Here is a 26,749-nt window from a genome sequence, read left to right on the forward strand (position 1 = left end):
AAGGAGGGAAATTTTCCCTCTTTTACATTTTATACACAATTGCATTAATATTCATTCCAGCACCAACGGATGCAAAAATGATGATGTCACCTTTGTGGATTTCTTGATTTTCAATTTTTCCATTAACTATCAAATCGTATAATGTTGGAACAGTTGCTACACTAGAATTTCCTAATTTATGAATGCTCATTGGCATAATTCCTGCCGGTAATTCTTCATTGTGTAGTTTGTAAAAACGTTTTATTATGGCTTCATCCATTTTTTCATTAGCCTGATGTATCAAAATTTTCTTCACATCTGTGATTTTATATCCGCTTTTTTCTAAACACAATTTCATAGCATTTGGAACATTACTAAGCGCAAATTCGTAAATTTTTCTGCCGTGCATTTTGATGTATCTCACATCTGCATCTAAATTTTTATTAAAAGAATTTCCGAAAAATAAATAATCGGCTTCATCAGTGGCAAAAGTAGCTGAAGCATGACTAATAATTCCACCTTCTTCTTCAGTAGCTTCAATAACTGTTGCGCCAGCTCCATCAGAATAAATCATAGAATCTCTATCGTGAATATCAACTACTCTAGAAAGTGTTTCAGCTCCAATTACTAAACATTTTTTAGCCATTCCAGCTTTTATGTACGCTTGTGCCTGAATGACGCCTTCTACCCAGCCAGGGCAACCGAAAAGCATGTCGTATGCTACACAATAAGGATTTTTTATTTTTAATTTTTGTTTCACACGTGAGGCTAAAGTTGGTACAGCATCAGCTTGAATAGCACCGTGTTTTACGTTTCCAAAATTATGTGCGAAAATAATATAGTCTAAGGTTTCAGGATCAATTTTAGCGGCTTCTATAGCGCGTTGTGCGGCAATTAAAGCTATGTCAGAAGTCAATAAATTTGGGCTTGCATATCTGCGCTCCTCTATACCAGTAATTTCTAAAAATTTTTGAGCGACCACTTCATTAGAGTAAGGAAAAACAGAACCATCTTCATTTAAAAAAGTATGTTTTGCGAAATCTAAATTCGTCACTCTTTCTGTAGGTATGTAGCTTCCTGAGCCAGTAATTTTTATATTCATTTTCGAAAAATTTTAGTCTAAATTACTAATTAGAATTTCAAAAATGATTCAACAATTCGTAAATTAAATAATTATTACGAAATTGTTAAAATAATTCATTTTTATTATTGAATTCAGAATTTTTTCGGTTTTTAATTCTTACTAAAGGGTCATTGAACTAAATTATATATAATTACCAATATAAATATTCAAAATAATAATAGTTTCAAATTCCCTTTACTACATTTCTAAAATAAAGAACAAGTGTGTAATTCGTTAATTCATCTATTTTATACTAAAAATAGTTTTTTTATATATTTGTAAAAAAAAAATATGAAATTAATAAGGTTAGTTTTTTTTCTGTTAGTTTTTATTTCATCTTACAGTCAAAATGATTTATGTTCCAATGCGATTTCAATTACACCAAGTTCTGCTTGTAATGTTACAGTAGGATCTTTTAGTGGTGCAACAATAAATAGTGCAGCGCCCAATTGTGCAACTAGTGCTTCTCAAGATGTTTGGTATAGTTTTGTGGCAACAGAAAAAATGATGGGTATAACATTGTTCGGAACTTCTGGAATAAGTAATGGTTTTGAAGTATATGAAAATAGTTGTGCTGGATCATTAATTATCTGTAGAAATGCAAATAATACTGTAGGTTCAGGTGAAAGTATATTGTACAATTCTTTCAATGTTGGAACTACTTATCTTTTAAGAGTGTTCAATGCTTTTACGGCAACTACAACAAATACTTTTTCTTTTTGCATTCAGAGTTACCCTGCACCCGTGAATGATGCATGCGCAAATGCTATTACTTTGATACCTAATACTACTTGTCAAACTACAGATGTGAATTTATCTGGTGCAACATTAGATGGTTCGGTTTCCACTTCTTGTTCACCTAATCCGTCTCAGGATGTCTGGTATAAGTTTGTAGCCACAGATAAAGTTATGAGTGTATTGTTAACTTCTGGTGGTGCTATTAGTAATGGTTTTGAAGTGTATCAAAATAACTGTTCTGGAAATTTAGTAATTTGTAGAAATGTTAATGGTAATGGATCTGGGGAATTTTTAAGTTGGAGTGGTTTCATTATAGGCGAAACGTATTTCATCAGAGTTTTAAATGAATTTATAAATCCGGTGAATGTACAGTTTTCAATTTGTGTTCAGAATTATCCAGCTCCATTAAATGATGTTTGTTTAAACGCAATTTCACTACCTGTAAATTCAACTTGTACTACAAATACTGTGGCTTTAAGTGGAGCCACTTTAGACGGACAAGCTTCTGCTTCTTGTTCCCCTAATCCTTCACAAGATGTTTGGTATAAATTTGTCGCAACTAACGCAAGTTTAACAATTACTATTTCTCAAGTAAGTGATATTAGTAATGGTTTTCAAGTGTATGAAAATGGATGTAATGGAACGCTATTAGTTTGTCGAAATAATAATGGGAATGGACAAGGTGAAACTTTCACTTATAATAATTTTACAGTTGGAAATGAATACTATATCCGTGTTGTTAATGAATATATTACTCCTCTAACCACATCTTCCTTTAATTTATGTGTTACAGATGCAACTTTATCTGCTGATGGTTTTAATCGTAGCAACTTATCTGTTTATCCTAATCCTGTTAACGATCTGGTAACTATAGAATTAGAAGATTCCATTGAATCGGTTGAAGTGATTAATTCCATCGGACAAGTAGTTCTTAAGTCGAACCAAAAACAAATTTCTTTAAAAGATTTACCAAGTGGCATGTATTGGCTTTCTGTAAAAGCAAAAGATTCAGCAACCTTGTTCACACATAAAATCTTAAAACAATAAAAGTGTAGGGTATTAGGTTAATCCATTTTTAAGTAAATTTTATTTTCATTACAGTTGCCATATTTAAAGCCATGGTTTTCATTTGGTCGGCTTTGTTGCCTTCGAAATTTTCTGTAATGGAAGTATAAAAATGATCTAACCAAATTTCAAAATGTTCGTTTGTAAAAGGATATTTGTCATGAATGTCTTTATGAATTTGGAACATGTTATTGCTGTAGCCGCCTTTTAAAAACAAACCTTGTTCCCAAAATGTTGCTAATAGTTCAAAATGTTCTTCTAAATGTTGGTCCACATGAGTGGCTTTTGTAAAAAAGAAATTGATTGATGGATCTTTCAGTAATCTATCATAGAAATTTCTAATGATTAAAAGGATATCTTCTCGGGTTGCTATGTCTTTCATGTTTTATGTTTCTGATTCAAATTTACAATAATAGTTCATGAAGAAATTGATATTTATCCTATTTCAAAAAAAATCCCAAAAACCGTATTGGAATTTGGGATTTAAAAGATAAACTTTTTTAAAGTTCGTAAATCGTATATCTAAATTCGTACTTTAATATTACATGTACGCTTCAATTGGTGCACATGAACAAACTAAGTTTCTGTCACCATACGCTTCATCTACACGACGAACCGTTGGCCAGAATTTATTTTCAGAAATATAGTCTAAAGGAAAGGCTGCAGTTTCACGAGAATAAGGGAAAACCCATTCGTTTGCGGTTACCATAGCTAAAGTATGTGGTGCATTTCTCAGGATATTATTAGCGTCGTCTTTAGTAGAAACTTCTATTTCTTTACGAATAGAAATCATCGCATCACAGAAACGATCTAATTCCGCTAAATCTTCAGATTCAGTTGGTTCAATCATTAACGTTCCTGCTACAGGGAAAGAAACCGTTGGCGCATGGAAACCATAATCCATTAAACGTTTCGCAATATCTGTAACTTTAATACCGTTTTCTTCAAAAGCACGACAATCTAATATCATTTCGTGTGCCGCTCTTCCCATTTCTCCAGAATATAAAATTGGATAATGAGCTTCTAAACGCGCTTTCATGTAATTCGCATTTAAAATAGCGTATTTTGTAGCATTTGTTAAGCCTTCAGCGCCTAACATACAAATGTATCCGTAAGAAATTAAACATACTAAAGCCGAACCATATGGAGCAGAAGAAATAGAAGTAATGGCTTGTTCACCACCCACTTTAACAATCGGATTGGTAGGTAAAAATGGCACTAATTTATCGTTCACACAAATTGGTCCAACACCTGGTCCGCCACCTCCGTGAGGAATTGCAAATGTTTTGTGTAAGTTTAAGTGACACACATCTGCGCCAATTGTTGCAGGATTAGTTAATCCAACTTGAGCATTCATGTTGGCACCATCCATATATACTAATCCACCATTTTCATGTATGATATTGGTAATTTCAATAATTGAACTTTCAAATACACCGTGAGTAGAAGGATAAGTTACCATTAAAGCAGATAATTTATCTTTATGTAAAATGGCTTTTTCTCTTAAATCTTCTACATCAATATTTCCTTCTGGAGTAGTTTTTGTAACAATAATATCCATTCCAGCCATAGCTGCAGAAGCTGGATTGGTTCCGTGTGCCGAAGAAGGAATTAAACAAACTGTTCTGTGGTTGTCTCCACGTGATAAATGATACGCACGAATAGCCATTAAACCAGCATATTCTCCTTGTGCACCTGAGTTAGGTTGTAAAGTGGTACCTGTAAAACCAGTAACTACATTTAATTGTTGTTCTAGTTTTTTAAGCATGGTAAGGTAACCTTCAACTTGGTCTAGTGGTGCAAATGGGTGAATGTTGTTCCAGTTTGCCATAGATAAAGGCAACATTTCAGCAGCTGCATTTAACTTCATCGTACAAGAACCTAAAGAAATCATCGAATGATTTAACGATAAATCTTTACGCTCTAATTTTTTGATATAACGCATCAACTGACTTTCTGAATGATGATTGTTAAATACATCGTGTTGTAAGAAAGTAGAGGTACGAATTAAATTTTCTGGTATAATTGTTTCATTAGCTAATTGAGAAATAGCTTCAGTTGATTTCCCAGTAGCTTCTGCAAAAATAGCAATGATTTGATTGATATCTGCAATTGAAGTAGTTTCATTGAAAGAAATCGAAATGGTTTCAGCATCTACATAATAGAAATTCACTTCATTTTTCTCAGCAATAGCTTTTACTTTTGCTGCATCTGCTTTCACTAAAATCGTATCGAAAAAAGAAGTATTGGTTTGATACACTCCTAATTTATTTAAAGCTTCAGCTGTTGTGCTTGCCGACTCATGAACTTTGTTAGCAATATATTTTAAACCTTTTGGTCCGTGATACACGGCATACATTCCAGCCATAACTGCTAATAAAACTTGTGCAGTACAGATGTTTGAAGTTGCTTTTTCACGTTTAATATGTTGTTCGCGAGTTCCTAAAGCCATACGTAACGCGCGGTTTCCGTTCACATCAATAGAAACTCCGATGATTCTTCCTGGCATAGAACGCTTGTATTCGTCTTTTGTAGCGAAAAAAGCCGCATGAGGACCACCATAACCCATTGGAATACCAAAACGTTGAGTTGTACCTACAACTACTGCAGCACCCATTTCACCAGGAGATTTTAATTTTACTAATGATAAAATATCCGCAGCAACAGCTACTTTAATTTCACTTTCAGCTGCTTTAGCAATGAAAGAAGTATAGTCGTTTACTTGACCGTATTTTCCTGGATATTGTAAGATAGCTCCGAAAAATTCAGTTGAAAAATCGAAAGTTTCGTGGTTACCCACAACTAATTCCACACCAATAGGAGTGGAGCGAGTTTGTAAAACAGATAAAGTTTGTGGTAATATTTCTTCGGATACGAAAAATTTCTTTACGTTATTTTTCTTTTGATCACGTGTTCTTACGTCGAATAATAAAGCCATTGCTTCTGCGGCAGCTGTACCCTCGTCTAATAAAGATGCGTTTGCAATTTCCATTCCTGTTAATTCGATAACTGTGGTTTGGAAATTTAAAATTGCTTCTAAACGACCTTGTGCAATTTCTGCTTGGTACGGAGTATAAGCGGTATACCAACCCGGATTTTCAAAAATATTTCTTTGAATTACTGCAGGAACAATTGCTGGATGATACCCTAAACCAATATACGACTTAAACACCTTATTTTTTTTGCCTAATTCTTGAATATGATTTAAGTATTCATATTCCGTCATTGGTTCTTCTAAGTCTAATTCGTTTTTCAAGCGAATATCTGTAGGAATCGTTTCAAATATTAATTGGTCTAACGAATCCACTCCAATAGTTTGTAACATATGGTTAAGGTCGTTTTCACCAGTTCCAATGTGTCTTAAAGCAAAAGCATCTGTTCTCATTATATATAAAAATAGGTTGTGTTAAAATTTGATTACAAAAGTAATTATTAATCTGATAAAAATAATGGCTTTTGGATTGATTTTTTATCATTTTTATCAACTAATTCGACTTGTTGTTAACAGTTTGATTATTTTTGTTGAATGAAGTTAGTAAAGAAAATATTCGACTTTTACATCAGAAGTAGTTTGCATGTGGCTTTAGCGATAGTTTCGTTTGTAAAAGTAACGGAGTTGTCGTTAAACATTTCTTTTTCAAGCCATTTGATACTTGCCATTTTTTTTGGAAGTGTAGTTGGATATAACTTTTTAAAGTATGAAGGTTTTTGGTTGTCAAAAAAGTTTAATTTTCAGAAAAATAATGGCGTATTTTTTGTTACGATGGTGGCTTTCCTTTTTTTTGTTTTTTATTTTTTTCAACTTTGCAGATTACAGCAAGTAGCTTTTGTAAGTAGTGCTTTTTTGGTTTTGTTTTATCCTTTTCTTAGAAAATATTGGTTTTTTAAAATTGGAATGGTAAGTTTTTGTGTCACTATTGTAGTGAGTTGTATTCCTTTTTTAAGTACAAACCCAATCGAACTCACGTACACTTGGTTTCCATTGAAGTTATTTGTTTTAATTGGAGCTTTAATGCTACCATTTGAAATTTACGATTCGCAATTTGATGCCATGACTTTACAAACGATACCTCAAAAATTTGGAGTAAGAAAAGCCAAACAAATGGGTTATGTTTTTTTGCTTGTTTTTTTACTTGTTGCTTCCTTTCATTCCAAATTAACTTTATTTCTAATAGATCTTTTTATAGCTGTTCTCGTTGGTATTTCGATATATTTTGCATCGGTAAAAAACTCAAAATATTATACAAGTTTTTGGATAGAAGCGATTCCGTTTTTTTGGTGGATGTTATTGTTGTTTTTGAGTTGCTAACCACCACAGATTCACAGATTTCTTTTATTTATTAATTTACATAATCTGTGAATTTGCGGTTATTTTTTCTCTGCTAAATTTTTCAAAACTGCGTTTCTATGAAGAATGAAATTAGTTAAATGTTTTTTCAATACAATCTTGTCGAAAAGTGTTCCGAAAATGCCATAAGGTGTTTCGTATTCTAAAACATCAGTAACTTCTACAAAGTTTTCTTTTTGTTCGAAAAAATGTTGGTGTTTGAAACTTTTAAATTGCCCTTTTAGTTGTTCGTCTATAAAATAAGTAGGATAAATCATTTCGGAAATAAGACTTTGATGGGTTAAATACACGCCAAAATGTTTGCCTTTCCAAGTCACGGTTTCGTTTTTATTTATTAAACCTGATGTAATTCCTGCAATAGCAACTTCTTTGGTTTTACTTGCCGATTGCTGATGAATATCGATGTTTCGATTGGTATCGAATACTTTTTCAATGGGTGCGAAATAGTTAGTGGTAATTTTTATGGTTGTCATTGTATTGAAATCTAGTTTGATTTTTTTTAAAGTTTAAGTTGTAAATTAAACCAAAAAATATTGATGTTAGTGAATACGCTAAAGGTAAGTTTTTATCTTTGGTATCAAAAATTAAATGGAATGATATCAAAATCCCAATTACAGTTATGCTTATTAATATTATTTTAGTAAAGTTTTGTTTTATGTCTTTTTTAGCTAGCCAAGAATATATAATTCCATATACTACATACGTTGGAATTGAGAATAGAAATCCTAAAATAAATGTAATTGGTAGAATTGTTGTAAAAGCGAAAAGTGTTTGATTGTGAGTGTAATAATTTATTAAATCATATAAAGATGGTGCAACAAGTAAAATTGTAAACCAGTTTTTAAAAAGATAGGACCAGTTCATTTAATAGTGTATTTTAGATTTTTTAGAAGTTTTAAAAAGTATTTTTCTTTTCTATTTCAGGCAAAGCATTATCAATTCTTCGGGCTAATTCTGGTAATTTTATGGTGGGAACAGCAGGAAACAAATGATGTTCTAAATGGTAAAACATGCTAAATGTTATTTTGTTTTTCCATTTGCCTCTTTGTGTTCTTGCAAATTCAGGTGTTTCTTCTGTATCATGATGAACCGTCCAAACTGCGAAAAAAGCCATTAAAAATTCTGCCAAAATCATAATTAGAATATGATAAATTAAGTAATCAATTTTGAAATAAAATGCGATTGTTATAAATATAGCTGTCGAAATTAATTCTAAAATGACATTTTTTTTATACTTTTTATTTCCAAGTTGTAACGTAACTTTATGAATTAAAAACATATGGATTGGCCCGTAAAGGATGGCGCCATACCATGTCATTTTTGCCGATTTTCCTTCGTAATCTTCTTCAGACAAACAATATTTATGATGTCTGATGTGATTAAATTTCACCGCATGAATAGAAACTAGTAATAGAATGCTATTGGAATAAAGCGTAAACCAAGTCAAAAATTTATTAGTTCCTAACGAATTATGAAATCCATTGTGTACTTGTCTTAGACCCGCTAAAAAGAAAAAGGCAGAAAACGGTAGCGCTAAAATATAATATTCAAAATAAGCTAAGGTTATGGAAAGTACAAACCATGGAATCGTTAAATTGTTTTCAATTAGCATTTCTTTAAAACTCAGATTTTTTAAATCTTTCCATTCTACCTTTTTTAGTATTTCTTGATGTGTCATCGCTTATAATTTATAAAATCCTACTATGTTTTTAAGAAAAAGTAACGTATTCACTAAGGCAAAAAGCACAAAAAGGGTGTTCATAAAATAACTTCCAATTTTAAATAATCGTCTTTTTGGAATCTCATACATCGGATAATAGGCAATTTGTGTTGCTACTTTTCCAACCCAATAAGCTGCAATTAATCCAGTTAATGCAACGGCAAGTTTCGTCTGATTTTGTAATTCGTTAGTTAATAAAATGGCAATCGTTCCGAAAGAAAAATTTAAGCCTTGAATGTATCTTCCATAGGTTTTTGCAATTTCTTGATTCAAGGGTTTCAGTTGTTTAACATCATTATACCAATCGAAAACTTGATGACGAATGTAGGGATAAATTAGCGCTGTAAATATTTGACCTATTCCACTCAGAATAATTAGCCAATTTGGGATAGATATATTCATGATTTCTTTATCCGTTGATTACGATTCTTTGTTCTACTTGAGTTTGACTGGCTTTGCGTTTTCCTCTGAAAAAGAAATATAAGTTTAAGAATAACATGATTCCTAAATAGATGGCAAATCCCCCAATTTTATAACTTAAAGCTTCAATTAAACTTTGATAATCGTTTTGGTAAAGTGTCATTTCTAAAATCATTAGGGCAAAACCCAAATTAAGTAAATAAAAACCGGTTTCAAACAATTTATTAGTTGCAGTAGCAATTTCTTCTCGACCTTTGAAAATATCTAACATGAATATTTTACTGTTTTTAAATAAGGTTTTGCTTACGTAATAGGTTAAAAATAAAGCAATTGGTAAGTAAATAGCGTATCCGATTAAAATTTTTGTAGTTTCCATAATGTGTATGTTTAATTTAAATTTATGATTGTTTGATTATTGATTTAATTTTGGCCGCGAATTATCGAATTTTTTCTAATTTTTTATCTTTATTTTGAATTTGAATTATTAATCGACTTTGTCGATTCTTATGTTTTTGATAGTTTTTAATTCCATGATTCGTGGCTAATTTTATTTATTATGTAATTTTAAATTAATTTGTTAATGTATTTAGTTACTAAAAATATGTTGATATAATGCATAATGCCGATGGTAAGAATAATTATTGCCGATTTTGTTGCAATGATTTCAATAAGTTGCGTGCTATTTTGAATTTTTTCCCATGAAATAATTGTCATCGCACAATATCCCAAATTCAATAAATAATAACCCATTAAAAGCATTTTGTTTATTTGATGACACAATGCTTCATGATTCGGAATCAATTGCGACACAAATAAGTTTCCGTTATCGTAGCATAATTTTCCAACTTTTATGATAATTATGCATGTGAAACTTAGATAAATTAAATATCCTAAAATGTTGAGGTTCATGACTTAATGATATTATATTTTGATTCTGAAAAACTACAATAATGAACATATAAATTATATAACGCAATTAGGATGCAGAAGTAAAAATAATCTCGAATTATAAATTTAAAAAAGAGAATAACTATAAACCAATAGATTATAAATAGCGCAAATAAATATTTATTCTTAACAACTGAAATTATAGTTAAAACAAATGAAGTACATACTTGTAATGTTCCTAAAGCTAAAAGTATTACAATATTTGCTTGGTCGTTAGTGTTACATATCAAATTCACTAAAATTAAAATTAGGGCGATTGAGACAGCAGTTGCATTGATGTAGAAATTAAGTTCTTTCATAGTTCTTTTTATTTTTAAACTTTCAGAAAAAAATGAAAGTTTTAATTAAATTTTTTTATTATATCTAGGTTACTTCATGAATTTCATCAGAATCTGTGCCAACCAATTGTCTTTGTATTCTGTGATTTTATCTAATACATTGTCTGCTTTTAGTACGAAATCGTATAATTTTTTGGTTTGATCTACGAAATGTTTTTCTTCTGAGGTGGTGTTAGCAGAAATCGACGAGACTTCTTTTAAGACTTTCAAAGCCGGTTTAATTTCTCTTTTACTTCTTTCTTTGGAGATTTTTACGGCTAATTCGTCCAAGTCTTTTTCAGCAGTGAAAAATTCACGTCTTTCGCCTGCTTTATATTCTTTATATACAATTCCCCAATCCATTAAAGCACGAATATTCATACTAGCATTTCCACGAGAAATTTGTAATTCTTCCATAATGTCTTCCATAGAAACTGCTTCGTTAGAAACCATCAACAAAGCATGGATTTGCGCCATCGTTTTGTTTATTCCCCATTGAGAACCAAGTGCTCCCCAAGTTTGTACGAATTTATTTTTAGCTTCTTTGAATTCCATTTTGAAAGTAATTTCATTTTGATGACACAAAGATATATAAAAGTTTTTAAACTTTCAAAAAAAAATGAAAGTTTATTGTGAAAAGAAACCGAAGTGATTTTCTTCGGCTTCTATATATCTAAAATTTAATACTCTAAATCAATCCAGCTCTTTTCAACAAAGCATCTGGTTTTGGTTCTTGACCTCTGAAATTTTTGTATAAAGTCATTGGATGATCCGTTCCGCCTTTTGACAATACATTGTCTTTGAATTTGGTTGCGACTTCTTTATTGAAAATGCCGTTTTCTTGAAAATACGCAAACGCATCGGCATCTAAAACTTCTGCCCATTTGTAACTGTAATATCCAGAAGAATAACCGCCTTGGAAAATATGAGAAAAGGAAACGCTCATACAATTTTCAGCTACATCAGGATATAATGAGGTGTCGCCCATGGCTTGTTTTTCGAACGCTTTTACATTTTCAATAACTTGATTTTTTCCATGATATTCCATGTCCAATAATCCGAAACTCAACTGACGCATTGTTGCCATTCCTTCTAAGAAACTTGACGATTCTTTAATTTTTTCGACATATTCTTGTGGAATAATTTCTCCTGTTTCATAATGTTTCGCAAATAAAGCCAACGCTTCTGGTTCGTAACACCAGTTTTCCATAACTTGAGAAGGTAATTCTACAAAATCCCAAAATACTGAAGTACCAGACAAACTTGGATAAGTTGTATTCGCTAACATGCCATGTAATCCGTGTCCAAACTCGTGAAACAAAGTTGTCACTTCATTAAATGTTAATAAAGAGGGTTTTGTAGCGGTTGGCGGTGTGAAATTACACACATTAGAAACATGTGGTCTCTCATTATTGCCTTCCTTAATATATTGTGGTTTGAATGAAGTCATCCAAGCGCCATTTCGTTTGCCTTTTCTTGGGAAAAAGTCGGTATAAAATATCGCTACTAAATTTTTATTCTCATCTAAAACTTCAAACGTTTGTACATCTGGATGGTATTTGTCGATATCAAACACTTCGTTAAAAGTAATTCCGAATAATTTTTCTGCAATGGCAAAAGCACCGTTTAAAACGTTTTCTAATTTGAAATACGGTTTTAATACTTCATCATCTAAATTGAATAATTTTTGTTTCAATTTTTCAGAATAATAAGCGCCATCCCATTTTTCTAATTGCTCAATGCCGTCTAATTCTTTCGCGAATGCTGCTAATTGTTCAAATTCTCTTTTGGCAGCAGGTTTGGCTTTTTCTAAAATATCATTTAAAAACGATAATACTTTTGTTGGGTTTTGAGCCATTCGTTCTTCTAAAACAAAATGTGCGTGTGTTTCATATCCTAATAAATTGGCGCGTTCATGACGAAGTGCCACGATTTTCTTAGTAATTTCTTCGTTGTTGTATTCGTTATTTTGAAACGCTTTTTTTCCGTAAGCAATTGCCATTTTTTTTCGTAATTCACGATTGTCAATATAAGTTACAAAAGGCACATAACTAGGAAAATCTAAAGTAAAAATCCATCCGTCTAGATTTTTAGATTTGGCTAAATCTGCAGCAGCTTCTTTGGCACCTTCTGGTAAACCTTTTAAATCGGCCTCGTTGGTAAGGTGTAATTGAAAATTATTAGTTTCTGCTAAAGTATTTTCTCCAAAAGTCAGTTGAAGTTTGGCTAATTCGGTGTCAATTTCGCGTAAACGTATTTTTTTATCTTCAGCTAATAAAGCTCCATTTCTGGCAAATCCTTTATATTTTTTTTCTAATAAAGTCGCTTGTTCTGTAGATAGATTTAAGTTGGCTCTGTTTTCATAAATCGCTTTGACTCTATTAAATAAATCTTCGTTTAACGCAATGTCATTGCCGAATTCTGTAATTAAGGGCGTAACTTCTTGTGCAATTTTTTGCATTTCGTCTGAAGTTTCTGCTGAGTTCAAATTGAAAAATACATTTGATAAACGATCCAATTGTTCGCCAGCAAAATCTAACGCTTCAATCGTGTTTTCAAACGTTGGATTTTCTGATGAATGAATGATGTTGTCAATTTCTAAACGTGCTTTTTCAATATTTTGAATAAAAGCAGGCAAATAATCTTCAACTTTTATTTTTGAAAATGGTGCCGTATTATGTTTTGTGTTGAATTTTTGAGTTAAAACCGACATATGTTTATAAATTATGTAATTTAAATGAATTATTATATGTTTTGTAAAGTCCTTATTTTATTGGGTTTTTCATGAAATGAAGAAAAAAAATAAGAAAAAAGCCGACCAAAAGTTTGTTTTTGTCGACAAATCGCATATATTTGTAAAAGAAATGATGCGAAATTATTCGCCCTTTTTTCCCTAATAGAATTTTTTTTATAGTTGTCACTTAATTGTGAATAGATTTTTGACCCCGAATTAGTATTATTTCGGGGTTTTTTATTTCTTCAAGTTTTCAGAGGCTTTTAAAACGGTATCGCGTAAGCCTTCTTTGTAAAACACAATTTTATCCAATACGCATTTATCAGCGCTTCCAATAATTTGTGCGGCTAAAATCCCAGCATTTTTTGCGCCATTTAATGCTACAGTTGCTACGGGAACTCCGCCAGGCATTTGTAAAATGGATAAAACAGAATCCCAACCATCAATAGAATTACTTGATTTCACAGGAACTCCAATTACAGGAAGTGGACTCATAGAAGCCACCATTCCAGGTAAATGTGCCGCGCCACCTGCTCCAGCAATAATTACTGAAATGCCACGAGTATGTGCGTTTTTACTAAAATCGAATAATTTTTCTGGCGTTCTGTGTGCTGAAACAATATCTACTTCTGTTTCTATATCAAATCCGTTTAAAATGTCTATGGCTTCTTGCATCACCGGCATATCCGAAATGCTTCCCATTATAATGGCTACTTTACTCATTTTGTTGTTTGTTGGTTATAGTTCTTTTTTTAACTAATTGCTGAATACTGTGACTGAAAACTGCGACTGAATACTAATTACTGAACACTAATCACTCTAATACTATTTTTCACTTCTTCTGCAATTTTTCTTGCTTCCATCATGTCTTCATTTACGATAGTTACATGTCCCATTTTTCTGAAGGGTCTTGTTTCTTTTTTCCCGTAAATATGAGGTGTTACACCATCAATGGCCATAATTTTTTCTATGTTTTCGTAAACAACTGGACCAGAAAAACCTTCTTCACCTACTAAATTTACCATAATTCCAGCCACTTTACTATCGGTATTTCCTAACGGTAAGTTTAAAACCGAGCGCAAATGATTTTCAAATTGTGAAGTATAACTGGCTTCAATCGTGTGATGTCCTGAATTATGTGGTCTTGGTGCGACTTCATTTACTAAAATCTCATCGGTTGTTGTTTGAAACATTTCAACGGCCAATAAACCCACATGATGGAAAGCTTCTGATACTTGTAAAGCAGTTTCAATAGCTAATTGTGCTACTTTTTCATCAATTCTTGCTGGACAAATTACATATTCTACTTGATTCGCTTCAGGATGAAATTCCATTTCAACAACTGGATAGGTTTTTACCTCGCCATTTGCATTTCTAGCTACAATAACTGCAAGTTCATTTTTAAATGGAATCATTTCTTCTACAATACATTCCACTTCAGGTAAATGTAATAAATCAATTGTAGAGCGACAAATTTTCACGCCGTTTCCATCGTATCCAAATTGAGCACATTTCCAAACGAAAGGAAATTCTAATTCGTTTTTCTCTAAAGATTTTTTCAAATCATTTAAATCAACAAATCTTTGGTGTTTGGAAGTCGGAATGTTATTTTCTACATAAAAATCTTTTTGTTTTCCTTTGTTTTGGATTAATCGCAACGTTTTAGGTGAAGGAAATACAACATGTCCTTCTTCTTCCAATTGTGCTAAGGCGTCTAAATTTACATTTTCAATTTCAATGGTAATGGCATGACACATTTTACCAAATTGATAAACGGTTTCATAATCCATTAAACTTCCAGTAAAGAATTTAGTTGCGCCAAATTGTGCTGGTGCGTCTTTACTTGGATCTAAAACGAGAGTTGAAATATCGAATTTTCGGGTTTCTGTCAAAAGCATTTTACCTAATTGACCGCCACCTAAAATTCCTAATCTAAATTCTGATGAGAAATAATTCATTGTAGTTCTTGTTGTGTTTGCGCAAAGATACTAATTTGAATTTGTTTCGCAATTGGCATTTATTTTAGTTTTTTTAAAATGTCCTTTGCTGCAGCTTTATAGGCTGAGGAATGATTGGGATAATCTTGTGAAAGTATCATTTTTAGTTCATCCTTAATCCAAGTGTGTTTTTTACTAAAATGATACAAAGCTCTCATGGAATACGCTTTTGAAGCTACTTTTTTATCTTGAATTAACCAATCTAGACAGTTTTCAATGATTTTGTTTTCTTGATTTTCGGTAAGTTTTATGGTTTTCGATATAGATAAAAACAGACAGATTTTAGAAACCGGACGAATTGCAGAATCATTTTTATAATTTGCCATTTTCGAAATAAAGTCTTCTAAAAAAGGGAGAATAAGTGCTAGTTTTAGTTCGAAAATTAATTCTAAACTCCAACATGCTTTTATATGAATTTTATCATTTTCGTTCAGTGCAATTGCCATTAAAAAATGTAGTTTATCCGGATTTTGAATTACATAATCACGGATAAATTCCCGATTTAAACGGTGTGCAGTACTATTTTCAATTAATTTATAAAATGATTGATCCATCTTGTAAAAATAACGATTTTTTAAAAAAAGTAATATTTATATTTTTATATGTTCAATAGTTTGTAAATTTGCCATTTATTTTAATTATCACAACACAATGATTAACATAGTTTTATTCGGTAAGCCGGGTGCTGGTAAAGGAACTCAAGCAGAATTTTTAAAAGAAAAATACACTCTAACACATTTGTCAACTGGAGATATTTTTAGATTTAACATCAAAAACGAAACAGAATTAGGTCTTTTGGCTAAAACTTTCATGGATAAAGGAGATTTGGTGCCTGATTCGGTAACGATTCAAATGTTACAAAGCGAAGTAGATAAAAATCCAGAATCTAAAGGATTTTTGTTTGATGGATTTCCAAGAACGATTGCACAAGCAGAAGCTTTAGATGCTTTTTTAACTTCTAAAAATGAAGCAATTACAGCAACAGTTGCTTTAGAAGCGGATGACGAAATTTTGGTAAAACGTTTGTTAGAAAGAGGGAAAACATCTGGAAGACCAGACGATCAAGATGAAGAAAAGATAAGAAATAGATACCAAGAATATAACGAAAAAACAGCGCCTTTGATGGATTATTACAAATCACAAGGTAAGTTTTATGCGGTGAACGGAATTGGTACAATTGAAGAAATTACAGCACGATTAAGTACAATAATCGATAAATTTTAAGTATATTGCATTTAATTCAACTACATAAAAATTGGAAATAGTCATAATATTCTTGTTGATACTACTCAATGGAATTTTCTCCATGTCAGAGATTGCACTCATATCAGCAAGAAAAAACAGGTTAGAAACCGCTGCCAAAAAAGGCAATACGAGTGCAAAAACAGCTTTGGATTTAGCCAATTCGCCTAACAAATTTTTGTCTACGGTGCAAATTGGTATCACTTTAATTGGTATCTTAACAGGTATTTATTCTGGTGATAAAATTACTACCGATGTGGAAACTTTTTTCGCATCGTATGAATTAACTTTTCCATACGCACACTCACTTGCAGTTGGTGTTGTGGTTGTTGTGTTAACTTTCTTTTCTCTTGTGTTTGGAGAATTATTACCTAAAAGAATTGGTTTAAATTATCCAGAAGCTATCGCAAAATCTGTGGCTGTTCCCATGAAATTAATGTCAGTTGCAACGGCTCCTTTCATTTGGTTGTTAACGACTTCAACCGATTTTATTCTAAAAGTTTTTAAAATTAAACCAACTGCAGACGGTAAAGTTACCGAAGAAGAAATTAAGGCTATTATTAAAGAAGGAACTGAAGTAGGGGAAGTTCAAGAAATTGAACAAGATATTGTGGAACGTGTGTTTCATATTGGAGATAGAAAAGTGAATTCTTTAATGACGCATAGAAGCGAAATTGTATACTTGTTATTGTCTGATTCCGTTTCAGAAATTAAAGAAAAAGTATTGGTGGATTTGCATTCTTTTTATCCGGTTTGTCAGGAAAATTTAGATAATATTATTGGAGTGGTTTCACTAAAAGATTTATTTTCAAATTTTGAAAAAAACAATTTTAATTTAGCAGATTTTTGTAGGCAACCCGATTATTTGATTGAGCAAACATCTGCATACAAAGCTCTGGAAAATTTCAAGAAGACCAAAGTGCATAATTCATTTATTGTAGACGAACATGCTGTTTTTCAGGGGATAATTACTTTGAATGATATTTTAGAAGCTCTTGTTGGTGAAGCTTCAGATTTTGATGAAGACGAGTATCAAATTATAGTGAATGAAGACGAAACTTGGACAGTTGATGGACAATATTCGTTACATGATTTTTTAACTTTCTTCGATATGGATGAACTTACTAACGATTATGAAGTGACTACAGTTAGTGGTTTTATCGCAACAGAGTTAGGTAAAATTCCGAAAGAAGAAGAGAAGTTAATTTGGAATAAATTAGAGTTTGAGGTTTTAAAAATGGAAGGTACTATTATTGATAAAGTTTTAGTAAAACCTTTAAAAGAATAATTTAGAATAAATCACAACTAAAACAGCCTGAATTGGATTCCATTTTAGGCTGTTTTTTGTATTTAAATAAATAGGCTAAAAATTGTATCTTTGCCGAATAAATATAAATAAAGATTAAAAATAGTTTAAATAACATTCGTATAAATATATAAAACTGAATTTTAAACTGAAAACTTAAGAAAATGACAGAAGGAAATTTCGTAGACTACGTAAAAATATATGTTGCATCTGGTAAAGGCGGGAAAGGTTCTTCTCATTTACACAGAGAAAAATTTATTGAAAAAGGTGGTCCAGATGGTGGAGATGGTGGTCGTGGTGGTCATGTTATTGTTAGAGGAAGTAAAAATTTATGGACCTTGTTTCATTTAAAATTTTTGCGCCATGTGAAGTCAGGTCACGGTGGTGATGGAGGTAGCAGTAGAAGTACAGGTCATGATGGAGAAGATAAAATTATTGAAGTTCCGTTAGGAACGGTTGTGAAAGATAAAGAAACTGGTGAAGTTTTATTTGAAATTACAGAAGATGGCGAAACTAAAATTTTAGCTCGCGGTGGAAAAGGTGGTTTAGGAAACTGGAATTTCAGAAGTTCTACTAACCAAACGCCAAGATATGCGCAGCCTGGAATTCCAGGTGAAGAGGTAGATGTAATTTTAGAGTTGAAAGTTTTAGCTGATGTAGGTTTGGTTGGATTTCCAAACGCTGGAAAATCAACATTACTATCTGTATTAACTTCGGCAAAACCAAAAATTGCAGATTATGCTTTTACGACTTTAAAACCTAATTTAGGAATTGTAGCATATCGCGATTTTCAATCTTTTGTAATTGCGGATATTCCTGGTATTATTGAAGGTGCCGCGGAAGGAAAAGGCTTAGGTCATTATTTTTTACGTCATATCGAAAGAAATTCAACGTTGTTGTTTTTAGTTCCTGCTGATGCAGCTGATATAAAAAAGGAATATGAAATTTTGTTAGATGAATTAAGACGTTACAATCCAGAAATGTTAGATAAAGACCGGTTAGTGGTCATTTCTAAATGTGATATGTTAGATGATGAATTACAAGCTGAGCTGAAAGTGCAATTAGATAAAGATTTTAAAGGCACAGAATTTATGTTTATTTCTTCCGTAGCGCAGCAAGGATTAACAGAATTGAAAGATAAATTATGGAAAATGTTAAATGCCTAACATAAATTTATTGTTTTTTCATGGTTTCTATTACTTTTCTTATATTTGAACACCAATTTAATCTTATTGAAAATGAAAACTAAATTACTATTATTATTATTTGTATCCACTTTTGGTTTTGCACAGCAACGTACCTGTGGAATGCAAGAACATATGAATCAAATGATGTTCAATCCAGTATTAAAAAAGCAATATGAGGAAAGACAAGCTAAATTTAAAATTGAATATCAAAAAATAATAGATAAGCAAAATGCTCAGAAAAATGGGAATGTAATACAAAGTACAAATGCAGTAATAAGAATTCCTGTTGCTGTTCATTACCCATCTGCGGCTTCTGCTAACGCTACTCTAAGAACTTGTTTAAGAGGTTTTGCACAAAATCAAATTGATATTTTAAATGCCGATTATAACGCTACCAATGCAGATTTATCAAATTGGATTAATGATAGTGCTTTTTACCCAGGAATAAATGTAGGTGATTTAGATGTAGAATTTGTTTTGGCAACTCAAAACCATCCAGCAGGAACAGGTTTAGTGAATGGAGATGTTGCTGTGACCTTTGGTACAGATTTTTTACCAGGTGCTAATGAGGATCAAGATCCAACTTGGTCTGGATACATGAATTTCGTGGTTAGAAATATTTCTGGTGGTATTCTAGGTTATTCTCCACTTGGAGGTTCTCCAAATGCTGGACAAACAGTTGTTATGGATAATAATGCTTTTGCTTCTGGTGCAGGTTGTACGGGTTATGTTCCTGGTGCTCCATATAATTTAGGAAGAACTGTTACTCATGAATTAGGTCATTTTTTTAATTTAGATCATACTTTTAAATCTGGTAATCAAAATGCAACAAATTGTGCAGGTGCTGACCAAGATGGAATTGCAGATACACCAAAACAAGCTGCTGCTACTTATGGTTGTGCAGCTGCTGGTTCCATTGATGCATGCAATGCTCCAGAAAAGGTGTTATCTATGAATTATATGGATTATTCAAATGATGCTTGTATGTACATGTTTACAGAAGGTCAAAAAAATGTTATGTTGGCTTACATTAATTCTATTGTAAGCGATTTTAAGCCAAATGTGTTAAATAATTCAACTTTTGCTACTTCAGGTTTTTCAATTTATCCTAACCCAAGTACAGGAACTTTTAATTTACAATTTAAAGAAATCATATCTGATTTTAACGTAGAAATTTACGACATAACTGGTAAAATGGTTTATGTTAACGAGTTTTATCAAAATACGGATTTAGTTAAAGAAATTAAAATTCAAGATGAAGTTAGTAGAGGTATTTACTTCTTGAAAATTAAAACCAATGAAGGTTTATTCACTAAGAAAATTATTATCGATTAAGTGATACAAAAATAAAATTAAAGCGTTCTCCTAAAACAGAACGCTTTTTTTATGGCTAAAAGTTAAAATTTTCTTAACTGCTTTTATTGATTACTAAAAATTTAGATTTTTTTTTAAAAATAAAGTATATTCGCAACACAAATAACAAACTATTTTACGAAATCTGTAAATTAAGATTTTAAAATTTAAACTAACTAATTATGAAGAAAGTTATTCTATCCTTAGTGGCGGCATTTATGCTTGTTCCATTTAGTGTTAAGGCCGACGAAGGAATGTGGTTTTTGATGTTTATCGAAAGATTGAACCACCGCGATATGCAAAAAATGGGGTTACAATTAACGCCAGAGGAAATTTATAGTATTAACAATCACAGCTTAAAAGATGCCATTGTGCAATTTAACGGAGGTTGTACAGCTGAATTAATTTCTAAAGACGGATTAGTATTAACCAATCACCACTGTGGTTATGATGCAATTGCAGAACTATCAACTGCTGAAAAAAATTATTTAAAAGACGGATATTGGGCAGCTAATAGAAAAGAGGAATTAAAACCTTCTAGTTTATTCGTGCGTTTTTTCGTTCGTATGGACGATTGTTCTAAAAGAATTTTATCTGTTGTAACACCAGGAATGAGTGAAGCAGATAGAGAAAAAGCAATCAATGCTGAAATTGCAAAAATCGAAAAAGAAAATAACGAAGGCGGAAAATATACGGTTTCTGTTCGTCCATTTTTTCAAGGAAATGAATATTACTATTTCGTTTATCAAGATTATAAAGATGTACGTTTAGTGGGAACACCTCCAGAAAGTTTAGGGAAATTTGGTGGTGATACAGACAACTGGGAATGGCCTCGTCATACAGCAGATTTCTCAATGTTCAGAATTTATGCAGATGCTAATGGTAATCCAGCAGAATATTCTCCGAATAATGTGCCTTTAAAACCAAAACACCACTTACCAGTTAATTTAGGTGGTGTAAAAGAAAATGATTTCGCCATGATTTTAGGTTATCCAGGTCGTACAAACCGTTGGATGCCAGCAGGTGGAATTGAGCAAAACGTAAAATTTGCTTATCCAGCTTGGGTAGAAGGTTCTAAAACAGGTATGGACAACATGAAAAAATACATGGTGCAGTCGGATGCTTTAAACTTAATTTACGCTTCAAAATTTGCTGGTGTTGCCAATTACTGGAAAAACCGTCAAGGTATGATTGATGCCTTAACTAAATTTGGTACTGCTAAATCAAAAGCGGCGCAAGAAGCTAAATTTAATACTTGGGCTAATAAACCAGCTAATAAAGCCAAATATGGTAATGTAGTAGCTACAATCAATAAATATTATGCCATGACGAATGAAAAATCTCGTCACGATAACTATTTACAACAATTATTCAGAACGTCAGCTTTCGGAACAGTGAGTAGATCTTTAGGAAGACAATTAGATGTATATACTAAAGCAGATGCTGCGAAACGTGCTGAAATGGCTCCTGCTATTTTAGAAATGGCAGATGAAATGTTTAAAGAAGTTCACATTCCTGCTGAAAAAGACATTTTAGCGGCTCAGTTAAGTTTATATACTAAAAAAGCAGGTTATGCATTAGCTCCAGTTGCAGAAAAGTTAGCTAAGGAAAATAATGGTGATTTTACTAAATATGTAAGTGCTGCGTTCGATTTAAGTATTTTTACTTCTAAAGACAGAATTAAAGCTTTCTTAGATTTACCAAGTGAGGCAATGCTAACAAACGATCCATTATATGTTTTATCGAACGATTTAACGGCTCATTTCGGAAAAAGAAGTGATGAGTTAATGAAAGCGCAAAACGATTTCGGAGCTTCTTTCCGTTTATTGGTGGAAGGTTTAAGAGAATCTAAAATTGGTACTACTTTATATCCAGATGCAAACTCAACTTTACGTTTAACTTACGGAAAAGTTCGTTCGTTACCAGCTGATAAAAGAAATGACGCTACAATTAACAACTATACTACTTTAGCCGGACAAGTTAAAAAATACAAAAAAGGAGATTTAGAATTCGATTTACCTACAAAAGTTTTAGACATGAATGCTAAAAAAGAATACGGTCGTTATGCAGATAAAGACGGTTCTTTACACGTTTGTTTCTTAACTGATAACGATATTACAGGTGGTAACTCAGGTTCTCCTGTATTAAACGGAAAAGGTGAATTAATCGGATTAGCGTTTGATGGAAACATTGAAGCTATGGCTGGTGACGTAATTTTCGATAAAAAACTACAAAGAACAATTAACGTAGATATTCGTTATGTACTTTGGGTAATTGAAAACTTCTCTGGTGCCAAACACATTGTAGATGAAATGACTTTAGTGAAGTAATTCATTAAGTTTCAATAGTAAAAAAAGTCTCGAGTAATCGGGACTTTTTTTGTTTTATGAAGTTTTTTTGGGCGTTCCCTCGTTGTACAAGTTTGCGTTTAATAGAAAGTTTGTTGCAACAACGAGGTCGTGCTGTCCACTATATTCCCGATGAAAAATCGGGAGATGCCGTTCCCATCACTAACGCGAATCCGGTTTTCAAAAGTTACATGTCTTTTATTGATAATTTTCCAAGGTTTTTGTATGACTAAGAACACCTACGAGGTTTAAAAAACCTTGCAGGTGATAACGTAATTGGATAAGTAGTCTAAATTTCTAACAAAACGAATGACTCTAGCCCAGATTGCAATGGAAAACATTTTGGTTCCGCTTTTTTAGCTTTTTTAGTGGTGAAACGCGACCTAAGAAGCGCTTTTATCACTTTTAAAAACTTAAAGTGGAACCAAAATTTTGTAATGGAAAGCTGGATTGAGCTACAAATTATCAATTTCTCCTTGTACGATTTCCCAATCTTCTAATAACTTGTCTAATTCTTGCTTTTTCTTGTTGTATGCGGTGAAAAATGCGGCATTTTCTGCATGTTTGTCGTAGTTGGATGCCAATTCTTTATCGTCGTTTTGAATGTCTTTTTCTAATTGTTGAATCTGACTTTCGATTTTAGACAAGCGGTTTTGTAACGATTTGTTTTTCTTTTGGTCTTCGTAAGAAGTTTTAGAATTATTGTTTGCCGTTACTTCTTTTTTCTCGGTATCTTTTTTCTCCACTTCGCGCATGTTTTCCAAGTTGCGTTGTTCTAAGAAATAATTGATATCGCCTAAATATTCTTTAATTTTTTGGTCTTTGAATTCGTATACTAAATTCGACATGTCTTGTAAGAAATCTCTATCGTGAGAAACGAGTAGGAGCGTGCCTTCATATTTCTGTAATGCGGCTTTTAATACATTTTTCGATTTAATGTCTAAGTGATTCGTAGGCTCATCCATCACCAACACGTTGATGGGTTGCAACAACAACTTACACAAAGCCAAACGATTTCGCTCGCCTCCAGAAAGTACTTTCACTTTTTTCTCTACATCATCACCGCGGAATAAAAACGAACCTAACATGTCGCGTACTTTTGCACGATTAGTATCAGTTGCAGCATCTTCCATAGTTTGTAGCAAGGTAATTTCACCATCTAAATATTCTGCCTGATTTTGCGCAAAATAGCCGACTTGCACATTGTGTCCTAATTTTATAGAACCTTCATATTCAAATTCGTTTACAATCGCTTTAATGAATGTAGATTTTCCTTGGCCATTCTGACCTACAAACGCAATTTTACTGCCACGTTCTACTAAAAGCGAAATGTCTTTTAAAATGGTTTTGTCGCCGTAAGCTTTCGTTACATGTTCCGCTTCAATCACCACTCTTCCTGGAACTTTTGAAACTGGAAACGAAATATTCATCACTGAATTATCGTCTTCATCGACTTCAATACGTTCTACTTTATCTAATTTTTTAATTAAAGATTGTGCCATCGAGGCTTTAGAAGCTTTAGCGCGGAATTTCTCAATTAATTTTTCTGTTTCTTCAATTTTTTTGGCTTGATTTTTTTGAGTAGCCAATTGTTTCTCGCGAATTTCGTGACGTAATTCTAAATATTGCGAATATGGTTTGTTGAAATCATACGCTTTTCCTAAAGAAATTTCAATGGTACGATTTGTCACATTATCTAAAAACATTTTATCGTGCGATACAATTACTACCACGCCAGGATAATTTCGTAAAAAACTTTCTAACCAAATGATACTCTCGATATCTAAGTGGTTGGTGGGCTCATCTAAAAGTAAGATGTCGTTGTTTTGAAGTAATAATTTCGCTAATTCAATACGCATACGCCATCCACCAGAAAAGGTTTCCGTTTGATTTTCGAAGACATCGCGTTTGAAACCTAAACCTAATAAGATTTTTTCGGTATCACCCACATAATTATAGCCTCCGTGAATTTCATATTGGTGTTGGTAATCACTTAATTGCTGAATCAATTCGGAATACGCTTCACTTTCATAGTCTGTTCTGGTTACCAATTGATGGTTGATTTCTTCGATTTTTGTTTCGTAAAGTTTAATTTCTTTAAACGCTTGGTAGGCTTCTTCTAAAACCGTTCTTCCGCCTTCAAAATCAATATCCTGACGTAAAAATCCGATGCGCACTTCTTTTTCTGTTGCAATTTGTCCAGAATCAGGTTTGAAATCTCCAGCTAAAATTTTAAGCATGGTTGATTTACCAGCCCCATTTTTTCCAACCAAACCTACGCGGTCTCCAGCGCCCATTCTAAAGGTTACTTCTTCAAATAAATACGTTCCACCAAAGGAAACAGAAAGATTGTGTATATTCAGCATGATTTTTTTCTAATAATCTGCAAAAGTACTACTCTTATCTTACCTTTGCATAAAAAATAGACAAATGTTTGGTAAAGGATCAAAAATTTATGCGATGGTAACAGGTTGTTGTCCAAAATGTCATGAGGAAAGTATGTATTTAGATGGCAATCCGTTTAACGTGATGAAAATTTATGCCATGCATGAAAAGTGTTCCCATTGTGGTCAGGTATATAAAATTGAGCCTTCTTTCTTTTTTGGTGCTATGTTTGTGAGTTATGGTTTAGGAGTAGGAATTGGAATTATCACATTTTTGATTGCACATTACGGATTTCAAGCTACTTTAAAAACTTCCTTTATTGCTATTGTTGTGGCGTTGATTTTGTGTAACACTATAATCATGCGCTTATCGAGAAATATTTGGATCAATTTTTTTATTGATTTTGATAAAAATTGGAAAGAAAAATTAGCGCAATAATTTTTTGTAAATTCTATTGATAGAAATTTCGTTGTCTAATTCGACATTGTTTTCAATAAATTGGAATAATTTGTCGGATAGGTAAGGAGCAAAAAGTACGCCTCTTGTTCCCATTCCGTTTAAAATATATAGATTTTTTTGTTCATGGTGTCTGCCTAAAAGAGGTCTTCTATCTTTTACAGTTGGTCGGATTCCGGCTAAGTGTTCGATAATTTCAAATTCACAACTAATTAAATTTTTTAAGTTAGTTAGTAATTCGTTTTTACCTTCTTCAGTTTGGTTAGTAGTTTTGTCTGCCCAGTTGTAAGTGGCGCCTACTTTATATAAATTATTTTCAATAGGTAAAATCCAAATGCTAGAATTGATGATTTCTTTTAAATTTAAGTTTTCAGCTTTGATAATAAAAAGTTCACCCTTTGTACCGTCAAGTGGTAAATTGTTGAAATACGGATTGTTTTGTAAGCCAAAACCCTCTGCAAAAACAATTTGTTTGGCTTTAATGGTTTTATATTCAATATGATTTTCTTTAATAACTAATTTAGAGTGTTCAAAGGTTTCTTCTAAATAGCTATTTATAGAAATTAAGTACTTTGTATACGATTCTTTAAGTTTTTTTGTGTCTAAAAATCCAGTTTGATTTACTTTTCCGAATTTATAGTTGTTTGATACGAATTCATTTTGCAAAGTTTCTAAATTAGGATCTAGATATGTGGATAGCGTAGGTTTGTCTGATGCGGTAAACCAATTGTTTTGTTCTTCAATGGAATTTAATTTTCTTAGTAGCGGAATTTCATATAAAAATTCTTCTTGTAATAAAGTTTCTAATTTTTTGTAAAAAGGTATAGCAATTTTTAATTGTGCTTCAGCTTCCCAAATTTTAGTAAATCTTTTTAATACAACTGGGTTGTATAACCCTCCAGCAATTGTTGTTGAGTTTTGCGAATTATCATTTAGTACCAAAATTTTCTTCTGATTTTGTAGACAAGTTTGTGCTAAGGATATTCCGGCTAATCCAGAACCGATAATAAGATAATCAACTTCCATTTTTATTTTTTAAAACTGTTACAAATTTAAACTTATTGCGTGTATTACTTTTATAAA

Annotated in this window: 24 protein-coding genes; 8 read left to right on the plus strand and 16 right to left on the minus strand. The window is 32.1% G+C overall.

Annotated features, from left to right (window positions below; translation table 11 throughout):
- Window positions 1-22: 22 nt before the first annotated feature.
- The gene (locus G4D72_RS01390; RefSeq protein WP_166075795.1) at window positions 23-1,081 is read right to left on the minus strand and encodes a 3-oxoacyl-ACP synthase III family protein; all 1,059 of its coding nucleotides are present in this window, start codon (window positions 1,079-1,081) and stop codon (window positions 23-25) included.
- A 312-nt stretch (window positions 1,082-1,393) separates the two neighbouring features.
- On the opposite strand from G4D72_RS01390, the gene G4D72_RS01395 reads away from it, so the two are divergent.
- Window positions 1,394-2,887, plus strand: coding sequence for a T9SS type A sorting domain-containing protein (locus G4D72_RS01395; protein ID WP_166075796.1), 1,494 nt, complete (start codon window positions 1,394-1,396; stop codon window positions 2,885-2,887).
- Window positions 2,888-2,915: 28 nt separating this feature from the next.
- Here G4D72_RS01395 and G4D72_RS01400 read toward each other — a convergent pair whose 3' ends face one another.
- Window positions 2,916-3,287 carry a group III truncated hemoglobin gene (locus G4D72_RS01400; protein ID WP_166075797.1) on the minus strand — a complete coding sequence of 124 codons (372 nt, stop codon included), beginning with the start codon at window positions 3,285-3,287 and terminating at the stop codon, window positions 2,916-2,918.
- Between the two features lie 159 nt (window positions 3,288-3,446).
- Window positions 3,447-6,290, minus strand: a complete 2,844-nt coding sequence (gcvP, locus tag G4D72_RS01405; protein ID WP_166075798.1) for an aminomethyl-transferring glycine dehydrogenase — start codon at window positions 6,288-6,290, stop codon at window positions 3,447-3,449.
- A gap of 141 nt (window positions 6,291-6,431) precedes the next feature.
- Between gcvP and G4D72_RS01410 the strand changes: the two genes are divergently transcribed.
- Complete coding sequence (locus G4D72_RS01410; RefSeq protein ID WP_166075799.1) at window positions 6,432-7,214, plus strand: hypothetical protein; 783 nt, start codon at window positions 6,432-6,434, stop codon at window positions 7,212-7,214.
- Between the two features lie 59 nt (window positions 7,215-7,273).
- Here G4D72_RS01410 and G4D72_RS01415 read toward each other — a convergent pair whose 3' ends face one another.
- The 11 genes from G4D72_RS01415 to G4D72_RS01465 all read right to left on the minus strand — a co-directional run bounded on the left by G4D72_RS01415 (window position 7,274) and on the right by G4D72_RS01465 (window position 15,943).
- Complete coding sequence (locus tag G4D72_RS01415; protein WP_166075800.1) at window positions 7,274-7,726, minus strand: SRPBCC family protein; 453 nt, start codon at window positions 7,724-7,726, stop codon at window positions 7,274-7,276.
- Window positions 7,701-8,117 carry a hypothetical protein gene (locus tag G4D72_RS01420; protein ID WP_166075801.1) on the minus strand — a complete coding sequence of 139 codons (417 nt, stop codon included), beginning with the start codon at window positions 8,115-8,117 and terminating at the stop codon, window positions 7,701-7,703. Before G4D72_RS01420 ends, G4D72_RS01415 begins: the two co-directional genes overlap by 26 nt.
- A gap of 31 nt (window positions 8,118-8,148) precedes the next feature.
- Window positions 8,149-8,931: a fatty acid desaturase family protein gene (locus tag G4D72_RS01425; protein ID WP_166075802.1), complete on the minus strand. Its 783-nt coding sequence runs from the start codon at window positions 8,929-8,931 to the stop codon at window positions 8,149-8,151.
- 3 nt (window positions 8,932-8,934) lie between these two features.
- A complete protein-coding gene (locus G4D72_RS01430) occupies window positions 8,935-9,375 on the minus strand; it encodes a hypothetical protein (RefSeq protein WP_166075803.1) in 441 nt (146 codons plus the stop codon).
- Between the two features lie 7 nt (window positions 9,376-9,382).
- The gene (locus tag G4D72_RS01435; RefSeq protein WP_166075804.1) at window positions 9,383-9,769 is read right to left on the minus strand and encodes a hypothetical protein; all 387 of its coding nucleotides are present in this window, start codon (window positions 9,767-9,769) and stop codon (window positions 9,383-9,385) included.
- A gap of 188 nt (window positions 9,770-9,957) precedes the next feature.
- On the minus strand, window positions 9,958-10,302 hold the full coding sequence (locus G4D72_RS01440) for a hypothetical protein (protein WP_166075805.1): 345 nt from the start codon (window positions 10,300-10,302) through the stop codon (window positions 9,958-9,960).
- A 407-nt stretch (window positions 10,303-10,709) separates the two neighbouring features.
- Window positions 10,710-11,213: a GbsR/MarR family transcriptional regulator gene (locus G4D72_RS01445; protein WP_166075806.1), complete on the minus strand. Its 504-nt coding sequence runs from the start codon at window positions 11,211-11,213 to the stop codon at window positions 10,710-10,712.
- Between the two features lie 133 nt (window positions 11,214-11,346).
- On the minus strand, window positions 11,347-13,371 hold the full coding sequence (locus G4D72_RS01450) for a M3 family metallopeptidase (protein WP_166075807.1): 2,025 nt from the start codon (window positions 13,369-13,371) through the stop codon (window positions 11,347-11,349).
- A 258-nt stretch (window positions 13,372-13,629) separates the two neighbouring features.
- Window positions 13,630-14,115 carry a 5-(carboxyamino)imidazole ribonucleotide mutase gene (purE, locus tag G4D72_RS01455; protein WP_166075808.1) on the minus strand — a complete coding sequence of 162 codons (486 nt, stop codon included), beginning with the start codon at window positions 14,113-14,115 and terminating at the stop codon, window positions 13,630-13,632.
- A 77-nt stretch (window positions 14,116-14,192) separates the two neighbouring features.
- The gene (locus G4D72_RS01460; protein WP_166075810.1) at window positions 14,193-15,350 is read right to left on the minus strand and encodes a 5-(carboxyamino)imidazole ribonucleotide synthase; all 1,158 of its coding nucleotides are present in this window, start codon (window positions 15,348-15,350) and stop codon (window positions 14,193-14,195) included.
- 59 nt (window positions 15,351-15,409) lie between these two features.
- Entirely contained in the window at window positions 15,410-15,943 is a 534-nt protein-coding gene (locus G4D72_RS01465; protein ID WP_166075811.1) for a hypothetical protein, read from the minus strand.
- A 97-nt stretch (window positions 15,944-16,040) separates the two neighbouring features.
- Here G4D72_RS01465 and G4D72_RS01470 point away from each other — a divergent pair, with 97 nt between their 5' ends.
- The 5 genes from G4D72_RS01470 (at window position 16,041) to G4D72_RS01490 (ending at window position 22,807) form a co-directional block, all read left to right on the plus strand.
- Entirely contained in the window at window positions 16,041-16,613 is a 573-nt protein-coding gene (locus G4D72_RS01470; RefSeq protein WP_166075812.1) for an adenylate kinase, read from the plus strand.
- A 31-nt stretch (window positions 16,614-16,644) separates the two neighbouring features.
- Window positions 16,645-17,919: a hemolysin family protein gene (locus G4D72_RS01475; protein ID WP_166075813.1), complete on the plus strand. Its 1,275-nt coding sequence runs from the start codon at window positions 16,645-16,647 to the stop codon at window positions 17,917-17,919.
- Window positions 17,920-18,101: 182 nt separating this feature from the next.
- Window positions 18,102-19,103: a GTPase ObgE gene (gene obgE, locus G4D72_RS01480; RefSeq protein ID WP_166075814.1), complete on the plus strand. Its 1,002-nt coding sequence runs from the start codon at window positions 18,102-18,104 to the stop codon at window positions 19,101-19,103.
- Between the two features lie 72 nt (window positions 19,104-19,175).
- Window positions 19,176-20,459, plus strand: coding sequence for a zinc-dependent metalloprotease (locus tag G4D72_RS01485; RefSeq protein ID WP_166075815.1), 1,284 nt, complete (start codon window positions 19,176-19,178; stop codon window positions 20,457-20,459).
- 200 nt (window positions 20,460-20,659) lie between these two features.
- Window positions 20,660-22,807 carry a S46 family peptidase gene (locus G4D72_RS01490; protein WP_166075816.1) on the plus strand — a complete coding sequence of 716 codons (2,148 nt, stop codon included), beginning with the start codon at window positions 20,660-20,662 and terminating at the stop codon, window positions 22,805-22,807.
- Between the two features lie 473 nt (window positions 22,808-23,280).
- Here G4D72_RS01490 and G4D72_RS01495 read toward each other — a convergent pair whose 3' ends face one another.
- Window positions 23,281-25,191 (minus strand): ABC-F family ATP-binding cassette domain-containing protein, encoded by a 1,911-nt coding sequence (locus tag G4D72_RS01495; protein WP_166075817.1) that lies wholly within the window; start codon window positions 25,189-25,191, stop codon window positions 23,281-23,283.
- Between the two features lie 64 nt (window positions 25,192-25,255).
- Between G4D72_RS01495 and G4D72_RS01500 the strand changes: the two genes are divergently transcribed.
- A complete protein-coding gene (locus G4D72_RS01500; RefSeq protein ID WP_166075818.1) occupies window positions 25,256-25,648 on the plus strand; it encodes a DUF983 domain-containing protein in 393 nt (130 codons plus the stop codon).
- Here the strand turns inward: G4D72_RS01500 and G4D72_RS01505 are convergent.
- Complete coding sequence (locus G4D72_RS01505) at window positions 25,637-26,692, minus strand: NAD(P)/FAD-dependent oxidoreductase (RefSeq protein WP_166075819.1); 1,056 nt, start codon at window positions 26,690-26,692, stop codon at window positions 25,637-25,639. The two genes, G4D72_RS01500 and G4D72_RS01505, sit on opposite strands and share 12 nt — an antisense overlap.
- Between the last annotated feature and the right edge of the window lie 57 nt (window positions 26,693-26,749).

It is taken from the genome of Flavobacterium difficile, from assembly GCF_011392115.1.
GTDB lineage: Bacteria > Bacteroidota > Bacteroidia > Flavobacteriales > Flavobacteriaceae > Flavobacterium > Flavobacterium difficile.